The 16,233-nt window shown below is 72.5% G+C and carries 12 protein-coding genes; 9 read left to right on the forward strand and 3 right to left on the reverse strand.

Annotated features, from left to right (window positions below):
* Positions 1–85: 85 nt before the first annotated feature.
* Positions 86–1,075 carry a TAXI family TRAP transporter solute-binding subunit gene (locus GUY61_RS00100; protein WP_166627929.1) on the reverse strand — a complete coding sequence of 330 codons (990 nt, stop codon included), beginning with the start codon at positions 1,073–1,075 and terminating at the stop codon, positions 86–88.
* Positions 1,076–1,152: 77 nt separating this feature from the next.
* Here GUY61_RS00100 and miaB point away from each other — a divergent pair, with 77 nt between their 5' ends.
* A complete protein-coding gene (gene miaB / locus GUY61_RS00105; RefSeq protein WP_166627930.1) occupies positions 1,153–2,649 on the forward strand; it encodes a tRNA (N6-isopentenyl adenosine(37)-C2)-methylthiotransferase MiaB in 1,497 nt (498 codons plus the stop codon).
* Between the two features lie 156 nt (positions 2,650–2,805).
* Positions 2,806–3,504, forward strand: coding sequence for a class III extradiol dioxygenase subunit B-like domain-containing protein (locus GUY61_RS00110; protein WP_166627931.1), 699 nt, complete (start codon positions 2,806–2,808; stop codon positions 3,502–3,504).
* 175 nt (positions 3,505–3,679) lie between these two features.
* Here GUY61_RS00110 and GUY61_RS00115 read toward each other — a convergent pair whose 3' ends face one another.
* On the reverse strand, positions 3,680–3,934 hold the full coding sequence (locus tag GUY61_RS00115; RefSeq protein ID WP_166627932.1) for an antitoxin: 255 nt from the start codon (positions 3,932–3,934) through the stop codon (positions 3,680–3,682).
* Positions 3,935–4,428: 494 nt separating this feature from the next.
* Here GUY61_RS00115 and miaA point away from each other — a divergent pair, with 494 nt between their 5' ends.
* From miaA to hflX, 6 genes are all read left to right on the forward strand, one after another.
* Positions 4,429–5,367, forward strand: coding sequence for a tRNA (adenosine(37)-N6)-dimethylallyltransferase MiaA (gene miaA / locus GUY61_RS00125; RefSeq protein ID WP_166627934.1), 939 nt, complete (start codon positions 4,429–4,431; stop codon positions 5,365–5,367).
* Positions 5,368–5,475: 108 nt separating this feature from the next.
* A complete protein-coding gene (locus GUY61_RS00130; RefSeq protein WP_166627981.1) occupies positions 5,476–6,132 on the forward strand; it encodes a hypothetical protein in 657 nt (218 codons plus the stop codon).
* Between the two features lie 71 nt (positions 6,133–6,203).
* The gene (gene dapF / locus GUY61_RS00135) at positions 6,204–7,061 is read left to right on the forward strand and encodes a diaminopimelate epimerase (RefSeq protein WP_166627935.1); all 858 of its coding nucleotides are present in this window, start codon (positions 6,204–6,206) and stop codon (positions 7,059–7,061) included.
* A gap of 264 nt (positions 7,062–7,325) precedes the next feature.
* Entirely contained in the window at positions 7,326–9,557 is a 2,232-nt protein-coding gene (locus tag GUY61_RS00140; RefSeq protein WP_166627936.1) for a bifunctional (p)ppGpp synthetase/guanosine-3',5'-bis(diphosphate) 3'-pyrophosphohydrolase, read from the forward strand.
* 172 nt (positions 9,558–9,729) lie between these two features.
* Positions 9,730–11,283 carry a M1 family metallopeptidase gene (locus tag GUY61_RS00145; RefSeq protein WP_166627937.1) on the forward strand — a complete coding sequence of 518 codons (1,554 nt, stop codon included), beginning with the start codon at positions 9,730–9,732 and terminating at the stop codon, positions 11,281–11,283.
* A gap of 43 nt (positions 11,284–11,326) precedes the next feature.
* On the forward strand, positions 11,327–12,814 hold the full coding sequence (gene hflX / locus GUY61_RS00150; RefSeq protein ID WP_166627938.1) for a GTPase HflX: 1,488 nt from the start codon (positions 11,327–11,329) through the stop codon (positions 12,812–12,814).
* A 169-nt stretch (positions 12,815–12,983) separates the two neighbouring features.
* Here the strand turns inward: hflX and GUY61_RS00155 are convergent, their stop codons facing one another.
* Positions 12,984–14,159, reverse strand: a complete 1,176-nt coding sequence (locus GUY61_RS00155) for a serine protease (protein WP_166627939.1) — start codon at positions 14,157–14,159, stop codon at positions 12,984–12,986.
* Between the two features lie 697 nt (positions 14,160–14,856).
* Here GUY61_RS00155 and GUY61_RS00160 point away from each other — a divergent pair.
* Positions 14,857–16,200, forward strand: coding sequence for a diaminobutyrate--2-oxoglutarate transaminase family protein (locus GUY61_RS00160; protein WP_166627982.1), 1,344 nt, complete (start codon positions 14,857–14,859; stop codon positions 16,198–16,200).
* Positions 16,201–16,233 lie beyond the last annotated feature (33 nt).

Consider the following 16,233-nt stretch of genomic DNA (forward strand, 5'->3'; position numbering starts at 1 on the left):
GCGGGCACGGGCACGAGCCCCGGGGACAGGAGGCCGGACAGTCCCGCGGGCACGGGGAGCGGCCGTGAGGGCTCGTCAGGGCTCCTCAGGGCTTGACCGAGCGGTAGTACCGCTCCGCCCCCTTGTGCAGCTCCAGCGGATCCGTGTAGATCGCCGTGCGCAGATCCACCAGCTGGGCCGCGTGCACCTCGCGGCCGATCGAGTCGCGGTTCTCTATCACCGTCCGGGTCACCCCCTCGGTGAGGTTCTCGTCCGTGCGGTCCGTCGTCAGCAGCAGGTTGGGCACCGCGACGGACGAGACCTCGGCCGCTTCCGCGACGTTCCTGTAGGCGTCCGCGGGGATCACGGCGGAGCGGTAGTCGGCGGTGTCGCGCTGGCTCTGCAGCCCGGAGACAAGGTCGCCCAGGGGAACCAGCCGGATCGGGATCTCCTCCGAGAGCTTGCTGACCTTGTCGGTGGGCAGTCCGCCCGACCAGAAGAACGCGTCGATCTCCCCGTCGGCCAGCTTCTTCGGCATCGTGTCGATCCCTATGAGGTGCGGCTCGATGTCCTTGCGGGGATCGATGTCGGCGGCCTTCAGCAGCCGGTCCGCGATCAGCTTCACCCCGGAGTTCGCCTGGCCCAGTGCCACCCGCTTCCCACGCAGGTCCGCGGGCTCGCGGATGCCGGAGCCCGCGCGCACGACCAGCTGCATGTAGTCGTCGTACAGCCGGGCACAGGCGCGCAGCCGGGAGCCGGCCTCGGGGTGCTCCGTCACGTAGGCGGCGACGGCGTCCGCGGCCGCCACGGCGAAGTCGGCCCTGCCGGAGACCAGCCGCTCGATGTTGTCCGGCGAGCCGTGGCTGTTGACCAGCCGCACCTCCACATCGGGCAGCTCGTCGGCCATGCGCTGCTGGAGCTTCTTGCCGTACAGCTCGTAGACCCCGCCCCTGACGCCCGTCGCGAAGGTCACCTCGCCCCCGGGCGAGGGCCGGCCCTCGCCGCGCAGGGCCCACCACAGCAGCAGCGCAAGCGCCACCAGCGCCGCGCCCACGGCGAGCCGTGCCCGCCTGCTCCTGGGAATCGCCGTCACCACACCCGCGATCCTGCCAGAGGAGGTACGCGGAAGTCAGGGGCAGGGTGCCGGAGGTACCCCGTACTCTGGTCCGTGAGATGAGCGCGAAGACTTACGAGGTGCGCACCTACGGGTGCCAGATGAACGTCCACGACTCCGAGCGGCTGTCCGGCCTGCTGGAGGACGCCGGCTACGTACGGGCGCCCGAGGGCACCGGCGAGGGCGAGGCCGACGTCGTCGTCTTCAACACCTGCGCGGTGCGGGAGAACGCCGACAACCGGCTGTACGGCAACCTCGGCCGGCTCGCCCCCATGAAGGCGAAACGGCCCGGCATGCAGATCGCCGTGGGCGGCTGCCTGGCGCAGAAGGACCGCGACACCATCGTCAGGAAGGCGCCCTGGGTCGACGTCGTCTTCGGCACGCACAACATCGGCAAGCTGCCCGTGCTGCTGGAGCGCGCCCGCGTCCAGGAGGAGGCGCAGGTCGAGATCGCCGAGTCGCTGGAGGCGTTCCCCTCGACGCTGCCCACCCGCCGCGAATCGGCGTACGCCGCCTGGGTCTCCATCTCCGTCGGCTGCAACAACACCTGCACCTTCTGCATCGTCCCCGCGTTGCGGGGCAAGGAGAGGGACCGCAGGACCGGCGACATCCTCGCCGAGATCGAGGCGCTCGTCGGCGAGGGCGTCTCCGAGATCACCCTGCTCGGGCAGAACGTCAACGCCTACGGCAGTGACATCGGCGACCGTGAGGCCTTCAGCAAGCTGCTGCGCGCCTGCGGCGGCATCGAGGGCCTGGAGCGGGTCCGGTTCACCTCCCCGCATCCCCGCGACTTCACCGACGACGTGATCGCCGCCATGGCCGAGACCCCGAACGTGATGCCGCAGCTGCACATGCCGCTGCAGTCCGGCTCGGACACGGTGCTGAGGGCCATGCGCCGCTCCTACCGTCAGGAGCGGTACCTGGGCATCATCAGGAAGGTCCGCGAGGCCATCCCGGACGCCGCCGTCTCCACCGACATCATCGTGGGCTTCCCCGGCGAGACCGAGGAGGACTTCGAGCAGACCCTGCACGTCGTGCGCGAGGCCCGGTTCGCCCAGGCCTTCACCTTCCAGTACTCCAAGCGGCCCGGGACGCCCGCCGCCGAGATGGAGAACCAGATCCCCAAGGAAGTGGTGCAGGCGCGGTACGAGCGTCTGGTCGCCCTTCAGGAGGAGATCTCCTGGGAGGAGAACAAGAAGCAGGTCGGCCGGGTCCTCGAGGTCATGGTCGCCGAGGGCGAGGGCCGCAAGGACGGAGCCACCCACCGTCTTTCCGGCCGGGCCCCCGACAACCGCCTGGTCCACTTCACCAAGCCGGACCATGAGGTCCGCCCCGGCGACGTCGTCACGGTCGGGATCACCTACGCCGCCCCGCACCACCTGCTCGCGGAGGGACCCACGACCAAGGTCCGGGCCACCCGTGCCGGTGACGCCTGGGCCAGGCGCAACGCCGCCCCGTCCCAGCAGGAGAAGCCGGCCGGGGTGCTGCTCGGCCTGCCCACGTTCGGGGCCCCGGCCCCGCGGCCGGAACCCGCGGCGGGCTGCGGCTGCGACTGACACCGATCCGTCGCGCGGTCTGGCGTCCCCGAGTGCCCGTCCCCCGGGGACCGGCGGCGGTGCCCCACCGGGCCGCGGGGCCGCCGACGGACATCACGTGCGCGGCGGCGGCCGTGCGCGACGGCGGGCGGGCGGCGCGTTGCTAGGGTGCCGATCATGCTCGTAGCCGCCGCCGTGTGCCCCTGCCCGCCCCTTCTCGTGCCCGAGGTCGCCCAGGGCGCCGCCCCCGAACTGGACGCGGTGCGGCACGCGTGCGAGGGCGCCGTGTCGGTGCTGGCCGCCGCGCGACCCGACCGGCTGGTCGTCGTCGGTCTCGGGGACGGCAGGTACCCGGCGGGGACGCCGGGATCCTTCCGCGGCTTCGGCGTGGACATCGATGTGCGCCTGGGCGCGGGGGAGCCAGGACCCGGCCGGGAGCTCTCGCCGCCGCTGGCCGTGGCGGCCTGGTTGCTGGCCCGTACGCACTGGTCGGCGGCGCCCGTCGAGGGCCTGGGCGTGGACGATGCCTCCGCCGCGGACCACTGCGCGGCCCTGGGGCGGGAGCTCGCGGCGCAGGACGACCGGCTCGCCCTGCTGGTGATGGGGGACGGCAGCGCCTGCCGCACGGTCAAGGCGCCCGGCTATCTCGACGAACGGGCGGCGCGGTTCGACGCCGTGGTGGCCCGCGCCCTCGGGGCCGCCGACACCGGGGCCCTCGAGTCGCTGGACGCCGGGCTCGCCCGGGAACTCAGGGTCTCCGGCCGGGCGCCGTGGCAGGTCTTGGCGGGGGCGGCCGAGGGCGCCGGCCTGGCAGGGGAACTGCTCTGTGAGGAAGCGCCGTACGGCGTGGGCTACTTCGTCGCCGCCTGGTCCTGACCCGCGGGCACCTGGGACAGCCGGCCTTCGCGTCCGCCCGTCCGCCCGTTCGTCCACCCGGCCGAAGTCGGGAGACCCGCCCAGGCGGGGCGGCGACGGCGAGGCCGCGAAGCCGGAGCTTCGCGGCCGTCGATACCGCGGGATGCCGCTGGTTGACCCGCTGATCTGCCGCTGGTCAGGGAGCCTGAGGCCCGGCCGGGGGCGGCGACTGCTTCCCCTCGTCCTTGTGCGCGAGCCGGTCCAGGGCACCCTTCGCCTTGTCCGTGCCCGAGTGGATCTTCCCGCTGTACTTGCCCTTGGTCTTGCTGTCGACCGCCTTGGCGGCCTTGTCCAGACCGTGCTCGATCCTGCCCTCGTGGTGCTGCGCGAGATCGCCGGCCTTGCCCTTGAGTTGCCCGGCTTTGGCCTTGATGTTGTCCAGCAGGCCCATGGGCCACCTTCCTTCGTGGAGCGCTACTTGCGGGCGCCCTCGCCGGTCTCACTGTCGGCAGCGTCCTCGGCGGACTGCTGCTTGGGGATCTCTACGCCCTCCGCAGCCGTCTCGCCTGCCTCCGGGAGGTCAACGAGCCGCACCGCGTCGGAAGTTCCGGAAGCGGCGTGCGTCGCGGCCCGGGACGCCGGCTCCGCGGGGGCAGCCGGTGGCCCCGTCTTCCCCTCGGCCGCGGCCGCCACCGGACTCCCCGTTTCCGTCGACACCGTCGGGCCGCCCGACTTCCTGCGGAGAATTCGTGACAGAAAACCCATATCTGCTCCGTATGGTACTCGTGAGGGCGAAATTCCGCGCCGCCGGGAGCGCCCCATTGCGCCGCCCGAGCGCCCCCGCCCCGAATGGGCCGCCGGAACCTCGCAACTGGCAACGACCCCGGCCCCGCGCCGTCACGTAGCTCGTTCGAGGAGGCGTACGGGGTTTGCGAGACTGGGACCGTGACAACCGCATCCCCCACTCCCCTGGTCATCGCCGTCGTCGGCCCCACGGCGGCCGGAAAGTCCGATCTGGGTGTCTCCCTCGCCCGTACGTTCGGCGGCGAGGTCGTCAACGCCGACTCGATGCAGCTGTACCGGGGGATGGACATCGGTACCGCCAAACTGACGCCGGAGGAACGCGGCGGCATCCCGCACCATCTCCTCGACATCTGGGACGTGACCGAGACCGCCAGCGTCGCCGAGTACCAGAAGCTCGCCCGAGCCGAGATCGACCGGCTGCTCGCCGAGGGCTCCGTCCCGGTCCTCGTCGGCGGCTCGGGCCTGTATGTCCGGGGAGCCATCGACAACCTGGAGTTCCCCGGCACCGACCCCGTCGTGAGGGAGCGGCTGGAGGAGGAGCTGGTACTGCGTGGCCCGGGGGCGCTGCACGCCCGGCTCGCCGTCGCCGACCCCGAGGCCGCCCGCGCCATCCTGCCGAGCAACGGCCGCCGGATCGTCCGGGCCCTGGAGGTCATCGAGATCACCGGTCAGCCCTTCACGGCCAACCTCCCCGGCCACGACTCGGTGTACGACACCGTGCAGATCGGCGTCGACGTCGCCCGCCCCGAACTGGACCAGCGCATCGCCCGCCGGGTGGACCGCATGTGGGAGGCGGGTCTGGTCGACGAAGTGCGCGCACTGGAGGCACAGGGCCTGCGCGAGGGGCGCACGGCGGCCCGCGCGCTCGGCTACCAGCAGGTGCTCGCGGCGCTCGCCGGGGCGTGCACAGAGGGCGAGGCGCGTGCCGAGACCGTACGCGCCACGAAGCGCTTCGCGCGCCGCCAGGACTCGTGGTTCAGGCGCGACCCGCGGGTGCGCTGGCTCAGCGGGGCCGCGGGCGACCGGGCGGAACTCCTTGCCCGTGCTCAGGCGTTGGTCGAACGGGCTATTACAGCCTGATCACGTGATGGCATCGGGACGCCCCGCCCGTGCTCGGGGCGGTCCCGGGCGTGCCATCATCGAGCTTCGATCGAGTACCACAGTCATCAGTTGGGAGGGCGCGTGGCGATGGAGGCCGGCCCTCGTGACAGAGCACAGCAGGACCCGGTTCGGGACGACCGCGAGCGCGCCGCCGCGGCGGAGCTGTCCCGGGACGGCCTGGCACGGCCGGGGGCCGGAGGTTCCTCCCGCACACCCTCCGGCGGAGCCGCGGACACGGACGGGCTCGAAGAGCTGGGGGGCCTCGGAGCGGGCGACCCGCCGGATCCGGGCGGCCCGGCCCCGGGAGGCCTGGACTCCGGTGGCCTGGACTCCGGTGGCCTGGACTCCAGGGGCTTGGATTCCGGCCGCCTGGAGGCCGGCGACGACCTCGACGCCATCGACGGCGCGGCCTCGTTCAGGGAACTCCGACCGCAGCGGAAACTGCGGATCTGGCAGCTCGCCCCGATCGTCGGCCTCGCGGCCGTCGGCTCCCTGATGTTCGCCTTCCCGCTGGCCTTCGAGTTCGGCGACGGCGGAGCCGTGGTCGCCATGCTGGGGCTGCTGATCAGCTGCTGTGCGGCGGGCTGGGGCATGATGGCCGCCCGCCGGGTCGGGTACACCTGGCCGGGACTGCCGGAGCGCGGCTCCGGGCGGCGGACGGACTGGAGGGTCGTCCTCGTCTACACCGCGGTGCTCGCGGCCGTGGTCGCGCTCGCCGTGTGGCGGGTGGCCAGGCTCCGCTGAGCCGGATCGCCGGTCCGGCCCGCCCCCGGGTGCGAGCGCTCCGCGAGCCGTGGACCCCGTACGATCGGGGGATGAGCACCGCGCGCATCGCCTTCCTCAAGGGGCACGGGACCGAGAACGACTTCGTGATCGTCCCCGACCCCGACAACACCGTCGCCCTGTCCCCCCGCCTCGTGGCGCGGCTCTGCGACCGGCGCGCCGGCATCGGCGGCGACGGCGTGCTGCACGTGGTGCGCTCCGCGGCCCATCCCGAGGCCGCCGCCATGGCCGGCGAGGCCGAGTGGTTCATGGACTACCGCAACGGCGACGGCTCCGTCGCGGAGATGTGCGGCAACGGCGTGCGCGTCTTCGCGCGGTACCTCCAGCGCGCGGGTCTCGCCGGGGAGGGTGACCTCGCCGTCGCCACGAGGGCCGGGGTGCGCAAGGTCCACATCGCCAAGAACGGTGACATCACCGTCTCCATGGGGCGCGCCGAGCTCCCCGAGGAGGGCGTCACCGTCGCCGTCGGCGGCCGTAGCTGGCACGCGCGCAACGTCAGCATGGGCAACCCGCACGCCGTGGCCTTCGTCGAGGACCTCGACCACGCGGGTGACCTGCTCACCGTTCCCCCGTTCACTCCTGCCTCCGTCTACCCGGACGGCGCGAACATCGAGTTCGTCGTCGACGTCGCCCCGCGTCATGTCGCCATGCGGGTGCACGAGCGCGGTGCGGGCGAGACCCGTTCCTGTGGCACCGGCGCCTGCGCTGTCGCCGTGGCCGCCGCCCGCCGGGACGGCCTGGACCCGGCGGTGACCGGCGCGCCCGTGACCTACACGGTGGATGTACCGGGCGGCACGCTCGTTATCACTGAGTTGCCGGACGGGACGGTCGAGATGACCGGGCCCGCGGTCATCGTCGCCGAGGGCCAGATCGATCCCGACTGGCTCTGATCACCGGCGAGTTGCGCCGCTCGCCGCGCAGGACCCGGCCCGGCCCCGGCATCCGGGTCCGTCCGGGGTCCCCGGCGGCCTCCCGTCCGCGTGTGCCCGGGTTCGAAACCGCAATCGTGTGAACCCTCGCTCGAATGGGTGATCCGTTTCACGCTGAGCGAGAGCGGGGCAACGGCACGTGGTGGGCTCGATAGCATCAATCACCGGCCCGGACGCCATCAGGCCAGCGCGTTCCACCGCCGGTCGATGCTGCCGGAGGTGCCCATGAGTGCAGAGGCCACGAACCCTGGTGTTCCCGGTGTTCCCGATGCCCCGGTTGCTCCCGGAACGTACGGCCGCAGGCGCGGCCGACCGCGGATCGATCTGCGCAGGCTGGGCCGGGCGGCACTGCTCGGACCGACGTCCAGGGACCGGCTGCCGGACGCCATCGGCCATGTCGCCGACGCGCATCGGGCGCATCATCCGGACGCCGATCTGTCCGTACTGCGCCGTGCGTACGAACTCGCGGAGGCCTCTCACCGCGGTCAGTACCGGAAAAGTGGTGAGGCATACATCACACACCCCCTCGCCGTGACCCTCATCCTCGCCGAACTCGGCGCGGAGACAACGACTCTGACGGCCTCTCTGCTGCACGACACCGTCGAGGACACCGAGGTGACCCTCGATCAGGTGCGTGCCGAGTTCGGCGAGGAGGTCAGCTATCTCGTCGACGGCGTCACCAAACTGGAGAAGGTCGACTACGGAGCGGCGGCGGAGCCGGAGACCTTCCGCAAGATGCTGGTCGCCACCGGCAACGACGTACGCGTGATGTCGATCAAACTCGCCGACCGGCTGCACAACATGCGCACCCTCGGCGTCATGCGCCCGGAGAAGCAGGCGCGCATCGCCCGGGTGACGGGAGACGTGCTCATCCCGCTCGCCGAACGGCTCGGCGTGCAGACTCTCAAGACCGAGCTGGAGGACCTGGTCTTCGCGATCCTCAACCCGGAGGCGTACGAGGAGACGCGTTCGCTGGTCGCCGCCAACGCCCGGCGGCCGGGTCCCGACCCCCTGGAGAGCTCGGCCGGAGCCTTCCGCGCCGTCCTGCGCGAATCCGGGATCGCCGCCGAAGTGGTCATCCGCCCACGGCATTTCGTCTCCCTGCACCGGGTGAAACTGAAACGCGGCGGCGAGCTGCGCGGCGCGGACTTCGGCCGGCTGCTCGTGCTCGTCACTGAGGACGCGGACTGCTACGGGGTCCTTGGCGAACTGCACACCTGCTTCACCCCGGTCGTCTCGGAGTTCAAGGACTTCATCGCGGCCCCGAAGTACAACCTGTACCAGTCGCTGCACACCGCGGTCGCCGCACCGGGCGGCGAAGTCGTCGAAGTGCTCATCCGCACCCACCAGATGCACAAGGTCGCCGAGGCCGGCGTGGTCGCCCTCGGCAACCCCTACGTCCCGACCGACGGCTCCGAGGCCCCCACCGACGGCGAGCGCGCCGACCCGACCCGCCCGGGCTGGCTCTCCCGGCTGCTCGCCTGGCAGCAGGCGACCCCCGACCCGGACGCCTTCTGGAGCTCGCTGCGTGCCGACCTGGCCCAGGACGCGGAGATCACCGTCTTCCGCGTCGACGGCGACCCGCTGGGCCTGCCGGCCGGTGCGACATGCGTCGATGCCGCCTACGCCGTCCACGGCGAGGCCGCCCACGCCTGTATCGGCGCCCGCGTCAACGGCCGCCTCGCGGCCCTGAGCACAGTGCTGCGCGACGGCGACAGCCTCCAGCTCCTGCTCACCCAGGACCCGGCCGCCGGCCCCGCGCCCGAGTGGCTCGGCCATGCCCGTACGGCCGCGGCGCGCCTGGCGATCACCCGCTGGATCGAGGCACATCCCGAGGCACGTGCGGAGACGGCGCACACCGCCGGAACGACCGCCGGAACGACCGCCGGCGGCGCGGAGCCCGGCCCCGGTCCCGCCTCCGGGGCCGGTGCGCCGGGTGCGGAACGGGGCACCGAGGCCGCCGGGGCACGCCCGGCGGCCTCCGCCACGGCCGACGCGGGCGCCGTTGTGCCCGAGCTGCCCGGTGCTTCCGTCCGGCTTGCCGGCTGCTGTACGCCGGTGCCGCCCGACCCGGTCACCGGCTTCCTCGTACGGGGCGGAGTCGTGGCCGTCCACCGCGCGCAGTGCCCCGCCGTGGCCCGGATGGAGCGTTCGGGCCGCCGTGCGGTCGGCGTGGGGTGGGACGAGGACGGCGAGGCGGACTGCCGGGTGACGCTCGTCGCCGAGTCCTTCGGACGGCCCCACCTGCTGGCCGACCTCACGGAGGCCATCGCCCTGCAGGGGGCGGCCATCGTCTCCGCCACCGTCGAGCCGCCCAACGAACAGCGTGTGCGGCACACCTACACGCTCCAGCTCCCCGACGCCGCGCGACTGCCCGCCCTCATGCGGGCGATGCGTGACGTGCCGGGCGTCTACGACGTGGGCCGCGCCCAGCACCGGACGGCGACCGCGGGGTAGAGGGCGGGGGACCGTCTCGCCCGGCCGTCTCGCCCGGGCCTGTCCCGCCGGGATCCGTCTCGCCCAGGCAGGCCCCGTGTCCGGCCCGGCCCCGTGTCCTGCCCGGCCTCGTTCGGGTGGGAAAGGAGCGCGCCGCCCCCGCCCCCGGACCGACCGCTGGTAGCTGTGGGGCATGCCGCACCCGTCCCGACACCGACGTGCCCGAGCCGCCCTCCTGGCCGCCGCCCCGCTCACCCTGATCGCCGCCACCCTGCCGGTCCCACAGGCGCGCGGCATCGGCGATCCGCTCTACCCGCACCTGGGAAACCCCGGATACGACGTCATCTCGTACGACCTTGCCCTGACCTACCACGGTGACAACCGCCGGCCGCTGGACGCCGTGACGACCATCCGGGCCAGGGCGACCGACACGCTCGACCGGTTCAACCTGGACTTCGCGCGGGGAAAGGTCGGTGAGGTCGAAGTCAATGGAGTGAAGGCCGGATTCACGGCCGTGGGAGAGGACCTCGTTGTCACCCCGGCCGGCTTCGTCCCCTACGGCGGCCTGATGGAGGTGACCGTACGGCACACCAGCGACCCGGCCGCGCCGGACAGCGGCTGGGTCCGCACCCGTGACGGGCTCGCGATGGCCAACCAGGCGGACGCCGCGCACCGCGTCTTCCCCTGCAACGACCATCCCTCCGACAAGGCCTGGTTCACCTTCCGCGTCACCGCCCCAGACGGGCTGACCGCCGTCGCCAACGGCCTGCCCGCCGATCGCGAGGACCGGGGCCCCGGCACCACCTGGACGTACCGCGGCGCACACCCCATGGCGACCGAGCTCGCGCAGGTCTCCGTAGGACGCTCCGCGGTCCTGCGCCGGCCGGGGCCGCACGGGCTGCCGGTGCGCGACGTCGTGCCCGAGAAGGACGCCACCGCGCTGGAGCCGTGGCTGCGCAAGACGCCCGCGCAGATCGCGTGGATGGAGGAGCGCGTCGGACGCTACCCCTTCGAGACGTACGGTCTGCTGGTCGCGGACACCACGACGGGCTTCGAGCTCGAGACGCAGACCCTGTCCCTGTTCGAACGGGGACTCTTCACCGGGTCGCGGCTCCCCGAGTGGTACGTCGACTCCGTCATGGTGCACGAGCTGGCCCACCAGTGGTTCGGCAACAGCGTCAGCCCGCGCGACTGGAGCGATCTGTGGCTCAGCGAGGGGCACGCCACCTGGTACGAGATGCTCTACGCCGAGGAGCACGGCGAACTCACCGCCGGGCAGCGGATGCGCGCGGCCTACCGCTACTCCGACGTCTGGCGGGAAGCCGGGGGACCGCCGGCCGCGCCGAAGCCGCCGGAGCCCGGGCGGAAACTGGGCATCTTCCGCCCGGTGGTCTACGACGGCAGCGCGCTGGTGCTGTACGCACTCCGGGAGGAGATGGGGCGGGAGGCCTTCGAGCGGCTTCAGCGGGAATGGACCGGCACGCACCGGGACGCCGTGGCGGCCACGGAGGACTTCACCGAGCTGGCCTCGGACATCGCCGGGCGTGACCTCTCGGCCTTCTTCGAGGGCTGGCTGTACGGGGCGAAGACCCCGCCCATGCCGGGGCACCCGGACTGGAAGGCGGACGCTCGCGCGGCGCCCGGGCCCGCCAGGGCGGGGAATACTCGCGTGACTGGCCCGGCGCACCGTGCGACCATCGACAGGTCGGCGGCTGGGCGGGAATCCTCCGAGGACCCCGCGCGTTGACGCCACTGACAGTCTGCGGACCTCCATCGACGTAAAGGATCAAATGACCTCCTCTTCATCCCCTTCCCAGGACGCATTCACCGAGGGCCGCCGGGCCGACGCCCTGATGGAAGAGGACGTCGCCTGGAGCTACGAGATCGACGGCGAGCGGGACGGCGACCAGTACGACCGCTCGGACCGCGCGGCGCTGCGGCGTGTGGCGGGTCTGTCGACCGAACTCGAGGACATCACCGAGGTCGAGTACCGACAGCTGCGCCTGGAGCGCGTGGTGCTGGTCGGCGTCTGGACCTCCGGAACCATCCAGGACGCGGAGAACTCGCTCGCCGAGCTGGCCGCCCTCGCCGAGACGGCGGGCGCCCTCGTGCTGGACGGCGTGATCCAGCGGCGCGACAAGCCGGACCCGGCGACCTACATCGGCTCCGGCAAGGCGATGGAGCTCCGCGACATCGTGCTGGAGACCGGTGCCGACACCGTCGTGTGCGACGGTGAGCTCAGCCCCGGCCAGCTCATCCACCTCGAAGACGTCGTCAAGGTGAAGGTGGTCGACAGGACCGCCCTGATCCTCGACATCTTCGCCCAGCACGCCAAGAGCCGTGAGGGCAAGGCCCAGGTCTCGCTCGCCCAGATGCAGTACATGCTGCCCAGGCTCCGCGGCTGGGGCCAGTCGCTGTCCCGGCAGATGGGTGGCGGTGGCTCGGGCTCCTCGGGCGGCGGCATGGCCACCCGTGGTCCCGGTGAGACCAAGATCGAGACGGACCGGCGGCGGATCCGCGAGAAGATGGCGAAGATGCGCCGGGAGATCGCGGAGATGAAGACGGGCCGGGAGATCAAGCGGCAGGAACGGCGCCGCAACAGGGTCCCCTCGGTCGCCATCGCCGGTTACACCAACGCGGGCAAGTCCTCGCTGCTCAACCGCCTCACGGGCGCCGGCGTGCTGGTGGAGAACGCCCTGTTCGCCACCCTCGACCCGACCGTGCGCCGGGCCGAGACGCCCAGCGGCCGTGTCTACACCCTGGCCGACACCGTCGGCTTCGTACGGCACCTGCCGCACCATCTCGTCGAGGCGTTCCGCTCCACCATGGAGGAGGTCGGCGACTCCGACCTGATCGTCCACGTGGTGGACGGTTCGCACCCGGCGCCGGAGGAGCAGCTGGCCGCGGTGCGCGAGGTGATCCGTGACGTGGGCGCGGTGGACGTGCCCGAGATCGTGGTCATCAACAAGGCGGACGCGGCGGACCCGCTGGTCCTGCAGCGGCTGCTGCGCATCGAGAAGCACTCGATCGCGGTGTCGGCGCGCACGGGCGAGGGCATCCCCGAGCTGCTGGCCATGATCGACGCCGAGCTGCCTCGGCCCGAGGTCGGGATCGAGGCGCTCGTGCCCTACACGCGCGGCGACCTGGTGGCACGGGTGCACGCCGAGGGCGAGGTGATCTCCGAGGAGCACACCCCGGAGGGCACGCTGCTCAAGGCCCGGGTGCACGAGGAGCTGGCGGCGGACCTCGGTCCGTTCGTGCCGGTCGTCTCGGCCTGATCCGGCCCGGTCCGCCGGCCGGTCACCAACGCCCGAAGGGCCGCTCCCCCGCGGGGGAGCGGCCCTTCGGGCGTTGGTGCGGTGAGCGGCGGCGTGACGTGTGCGGTGCGTGTGCCCGCCGCGGTGCCGAGCCGGCCGTGTCGCGCTGCGGCACGGCCGGCGTACGCGGTCAGCTCCGGCCGGCGAACTTGTCGCTCATCGAGGTGAAGACCGCCTCGGCGCCCTCGCCGAGGCTCGGTCCGGCGAGCCAGCCGGCGGTGACCGGGCCGATCGAGGTGTTCGACACCAGCGCCAGCTTGCCGTCCTCCTGCTCGGCGAACCAGCCGCCGCCGGAGGAGCCGCCGGTCATGGTGCAGCCGATGCGGTACATCGTGGGCTGCTCGGGGCTGATCGAGAGCCGACCCGGCTTGTCGATGCACTTGTACATCTTGGCGCCGTCGAACGGCGGAGCGGCCGGGTAGCCCCAGGCACCCATGGCGTCGATGTCGGCGACGGCCGGGGTGCCGAAGCTGACCGGCAGCGCGGCGCCGACGGTCTCCTCCAGGGACTTGCCGCTGCCGTCCTCGGGGGTCACGTGGAGCACGGCGTAGTCGTACGGGGCTCCCGCGCCGCCGGTCGTGGCGCCCTGAGTGATCCATTCGCCGGAGGTGGTGACCCAGTCGGCCCAGAACACGCCGTACGGGGCGACCTCGGAGGAGGCGGCGCCGTTCAGTTCGTTCGCGGACCTGGCGCTGTCGTTGTAGGCCGGGACGAAGGCGATGTTGCGGAACCAGCCGCCCTCCTGGCCCGCGTGCACGCAGTGACCCGCGGTCCACACCAGGTTGGACTTGCCGGGGTTGGCGGGGTCCTTGACGATCGTGCCGGAGCAGACCGCCTGGCCCTCCGGGGTGTCGAAGACGATCTTGCCGACCGGAGCGGCGTAGTCGTGGTACGGCGTCTTCTCCGCCTCGGCCTCGACCGGCTCGGGCTCCGGGTCCGTCACACCCTGGTCGGCGGCGGCGTCACTGGCCGACATCGTCCTGGCCGGCGGCTCCGCCTCCTGGATCCGCTCCGGCTTCCACAGGCCTTCGATGACCGGGTTGACGAAGTCCTTCGCCTCGCGCAGCCAGTCGTCCTTGTCCCAGTTCTTCCAGGCGCCGTTCTTCCACTTGTCGACGTCGATGCCGTGCTCCTTGAGCCGGTCGGCGATGTCGGCCAGATCCCCGGCGTCGCTGCCGGCGGCCTGGGAGGCGGTGGAGCTCGGCTTGGCGTTCGCCTCGTCCTCGGACGGACCGCAGGCCGTGGCGGTGAGAGTCAGGGCGGTGACAAGCCCGGTGGCGACCACCAGCGGACGTATGGATCGCATTGTGCAGAAACCCCCGATAGGTTCTTTTTTTACAGTTGTGAGATCCGGTGGGTGAGTTGTGCGGGCGGTAAGCCGCCATGTACACGTCACTCGATCAGCATCCCGGCAGCCGTCTTCGAAGCCGAAGTGCGGCCCCCCACTATGCCCGTTGGGAAGCTCTCGCACGGCATGGGGTCCGATTCGCGAGATCCGGTGAACGGCCCCCGGGACCGCCCTCCTCTTCCCGGGCCCCGGGCGCGTGGCCGCTCGGGCGTGACCGGCCGCCGGACACACTCGTACCGCCGCGTGCGGCGGAGGGTGGACGGATCGATCGCATCGTGTGACTCCCCCTGGACAACGCTCGAACCCCTGAGCCGGCCGGGCTCCCCACCCGGCCGGTCACGGTGCACCGACAGGGACTCCACCATGCCGGTGTCGTAGGGGACGGCGTCCGACCGGCTCTTGGTTCCTGGGCCAAGGATCTTCCGCGTGACCGTGATCCGCCGCGAGCCGCGTCGTTGGTAGGTACGGAGGCCCGAGCCGTACGTCCGGCGGTGCGGCCGCCCCTGGAGCGACACCACCGGAAGGACCGAGTTCCGTGGCCGTGACCGAACCCGCGCGGGTGGCAGCACCGTCTGCCGCACCGTCCCAGAAAGCCGGCAACGCTCCCGGCGTGATCCCGCGGCGGTCCGGCTCCGGCGGAACCGGTGACGGGACCGTGCGCGGCGGGATCGCCCCCGCGTACGAGGAGATCCTGCGGAGGCAGTCGCTGCGCGAATCGGCGGCCCGGACCTATGCCCGCTCGCTCCCCGTCGTGCCCGTGCGGGCCAGGGGTCTGACGATCGAGGGCGCCGACGGCCGCCGCTACCTGGACTGCCTCTCCGGAGCCGGAACCCTGGCGCTCGGCCACAACCACCCGGTCGTCCTCGAAGCCATCAGGAAGGTCCTCGACTCCGGCGCCCCGCTCCAAGTCCTCGACCTCGCCACCCCCGTCAAGGACGCCTTCGTCACCGAACTGTTCGCCACGCTGCCGTGCGGGCTCGCCGACCGAGCCCGGGTCCAGTTCTGCGGGCCGGCCGGCACCGACGCCGTGGAGGCCGCGCTCAAACTCGTGCGCACCGCGACCGGCCGCAGCGGAGTCCTCGCCTTCACCGGCGCCTACCACGGCATGACCGCCGGCGCCCTCGACGTCTCCGGCGGCGCCCGGGAGCCCCGGGTCACCCGGCTGCCGTACCCGCAGGACTACCGCTGCCCCTTCGGTGCCGGCGGCGAGCGCGGCGCCGAACTCGCCGCCCGCCTCACCGAGAGCCTGCTCGACGACCCCAAGAGCGGGGTGGGCGCACCCGCCGGGATGATCCTCGAACCCGTGCAGGGTGAGGGCGGGGTCGTCCCCGCACCGGACTCCTGGGTGCGCACGATGCGGAGGATCACCGAAGAACGCTCCGTCCCGCTGATCGCCGACGAGGTGCAGACGGGCGTCGGACGCACCGGGGCCTTCTGGGCGGTGCAGCACAGCGGCGTCGTACCCGATGTGATGGTGCTCTCCAAGGCCATCGGCGGCAGCCTGCCGCTCGCCGTCATCGTCTACCGGGAAGACCTCGACGTATGGCAGCCCGGTGCCCATGCCGGCACCTTCCGCGGCAACCAGCTCGCCATGGCCGCGGGCGCCGCCACCCTCGCCCACGTGCGGGAGAACGGGCTCGCGGAGCGTGCGCGCGTGCTGGGCGCCCGGATGAAGCGTGAGCTCCAGCGCCTCGCCGCCGAGTTCGACTGCGTCGGGGACGTACGCGGGAGAGGGCTGATGCTCGGCGTGGAGCTCGTCGACCCCGGGGCCGCGGACCCGTCCTCCTCCGGCCCACCGCCCGCCGCGCCCCGACTGGCGGCCGCCGTGCAGCGGGAATGCCTGCGCCGCGGCCTGATCGTCGAACTCGGCGGCCGCCACGCCTGCGTCGTACGACTGCTGCCGCCGCTCATCATCACCGACGAACAGGCCTCGGCGGTGCTCGACCGTCTCGCCGACGCGCTGGCCGCCGCCGTACGCACCTACGCACCACCCCGTTGACTCCAGCCCTCCAGCCCTTCAGCCCTTCAGCCC

The sequence above is a fragment of the Streptomyces sp. GC420 genome (assembly GCF_009916105.1).
In the GTDB taxonomy this organism is placed as follows: domain Bacteria; phylum Actinomycetota; class Actinomycetes; order Streptomycetales; family Streptomycetaceae; genus Streptomyces.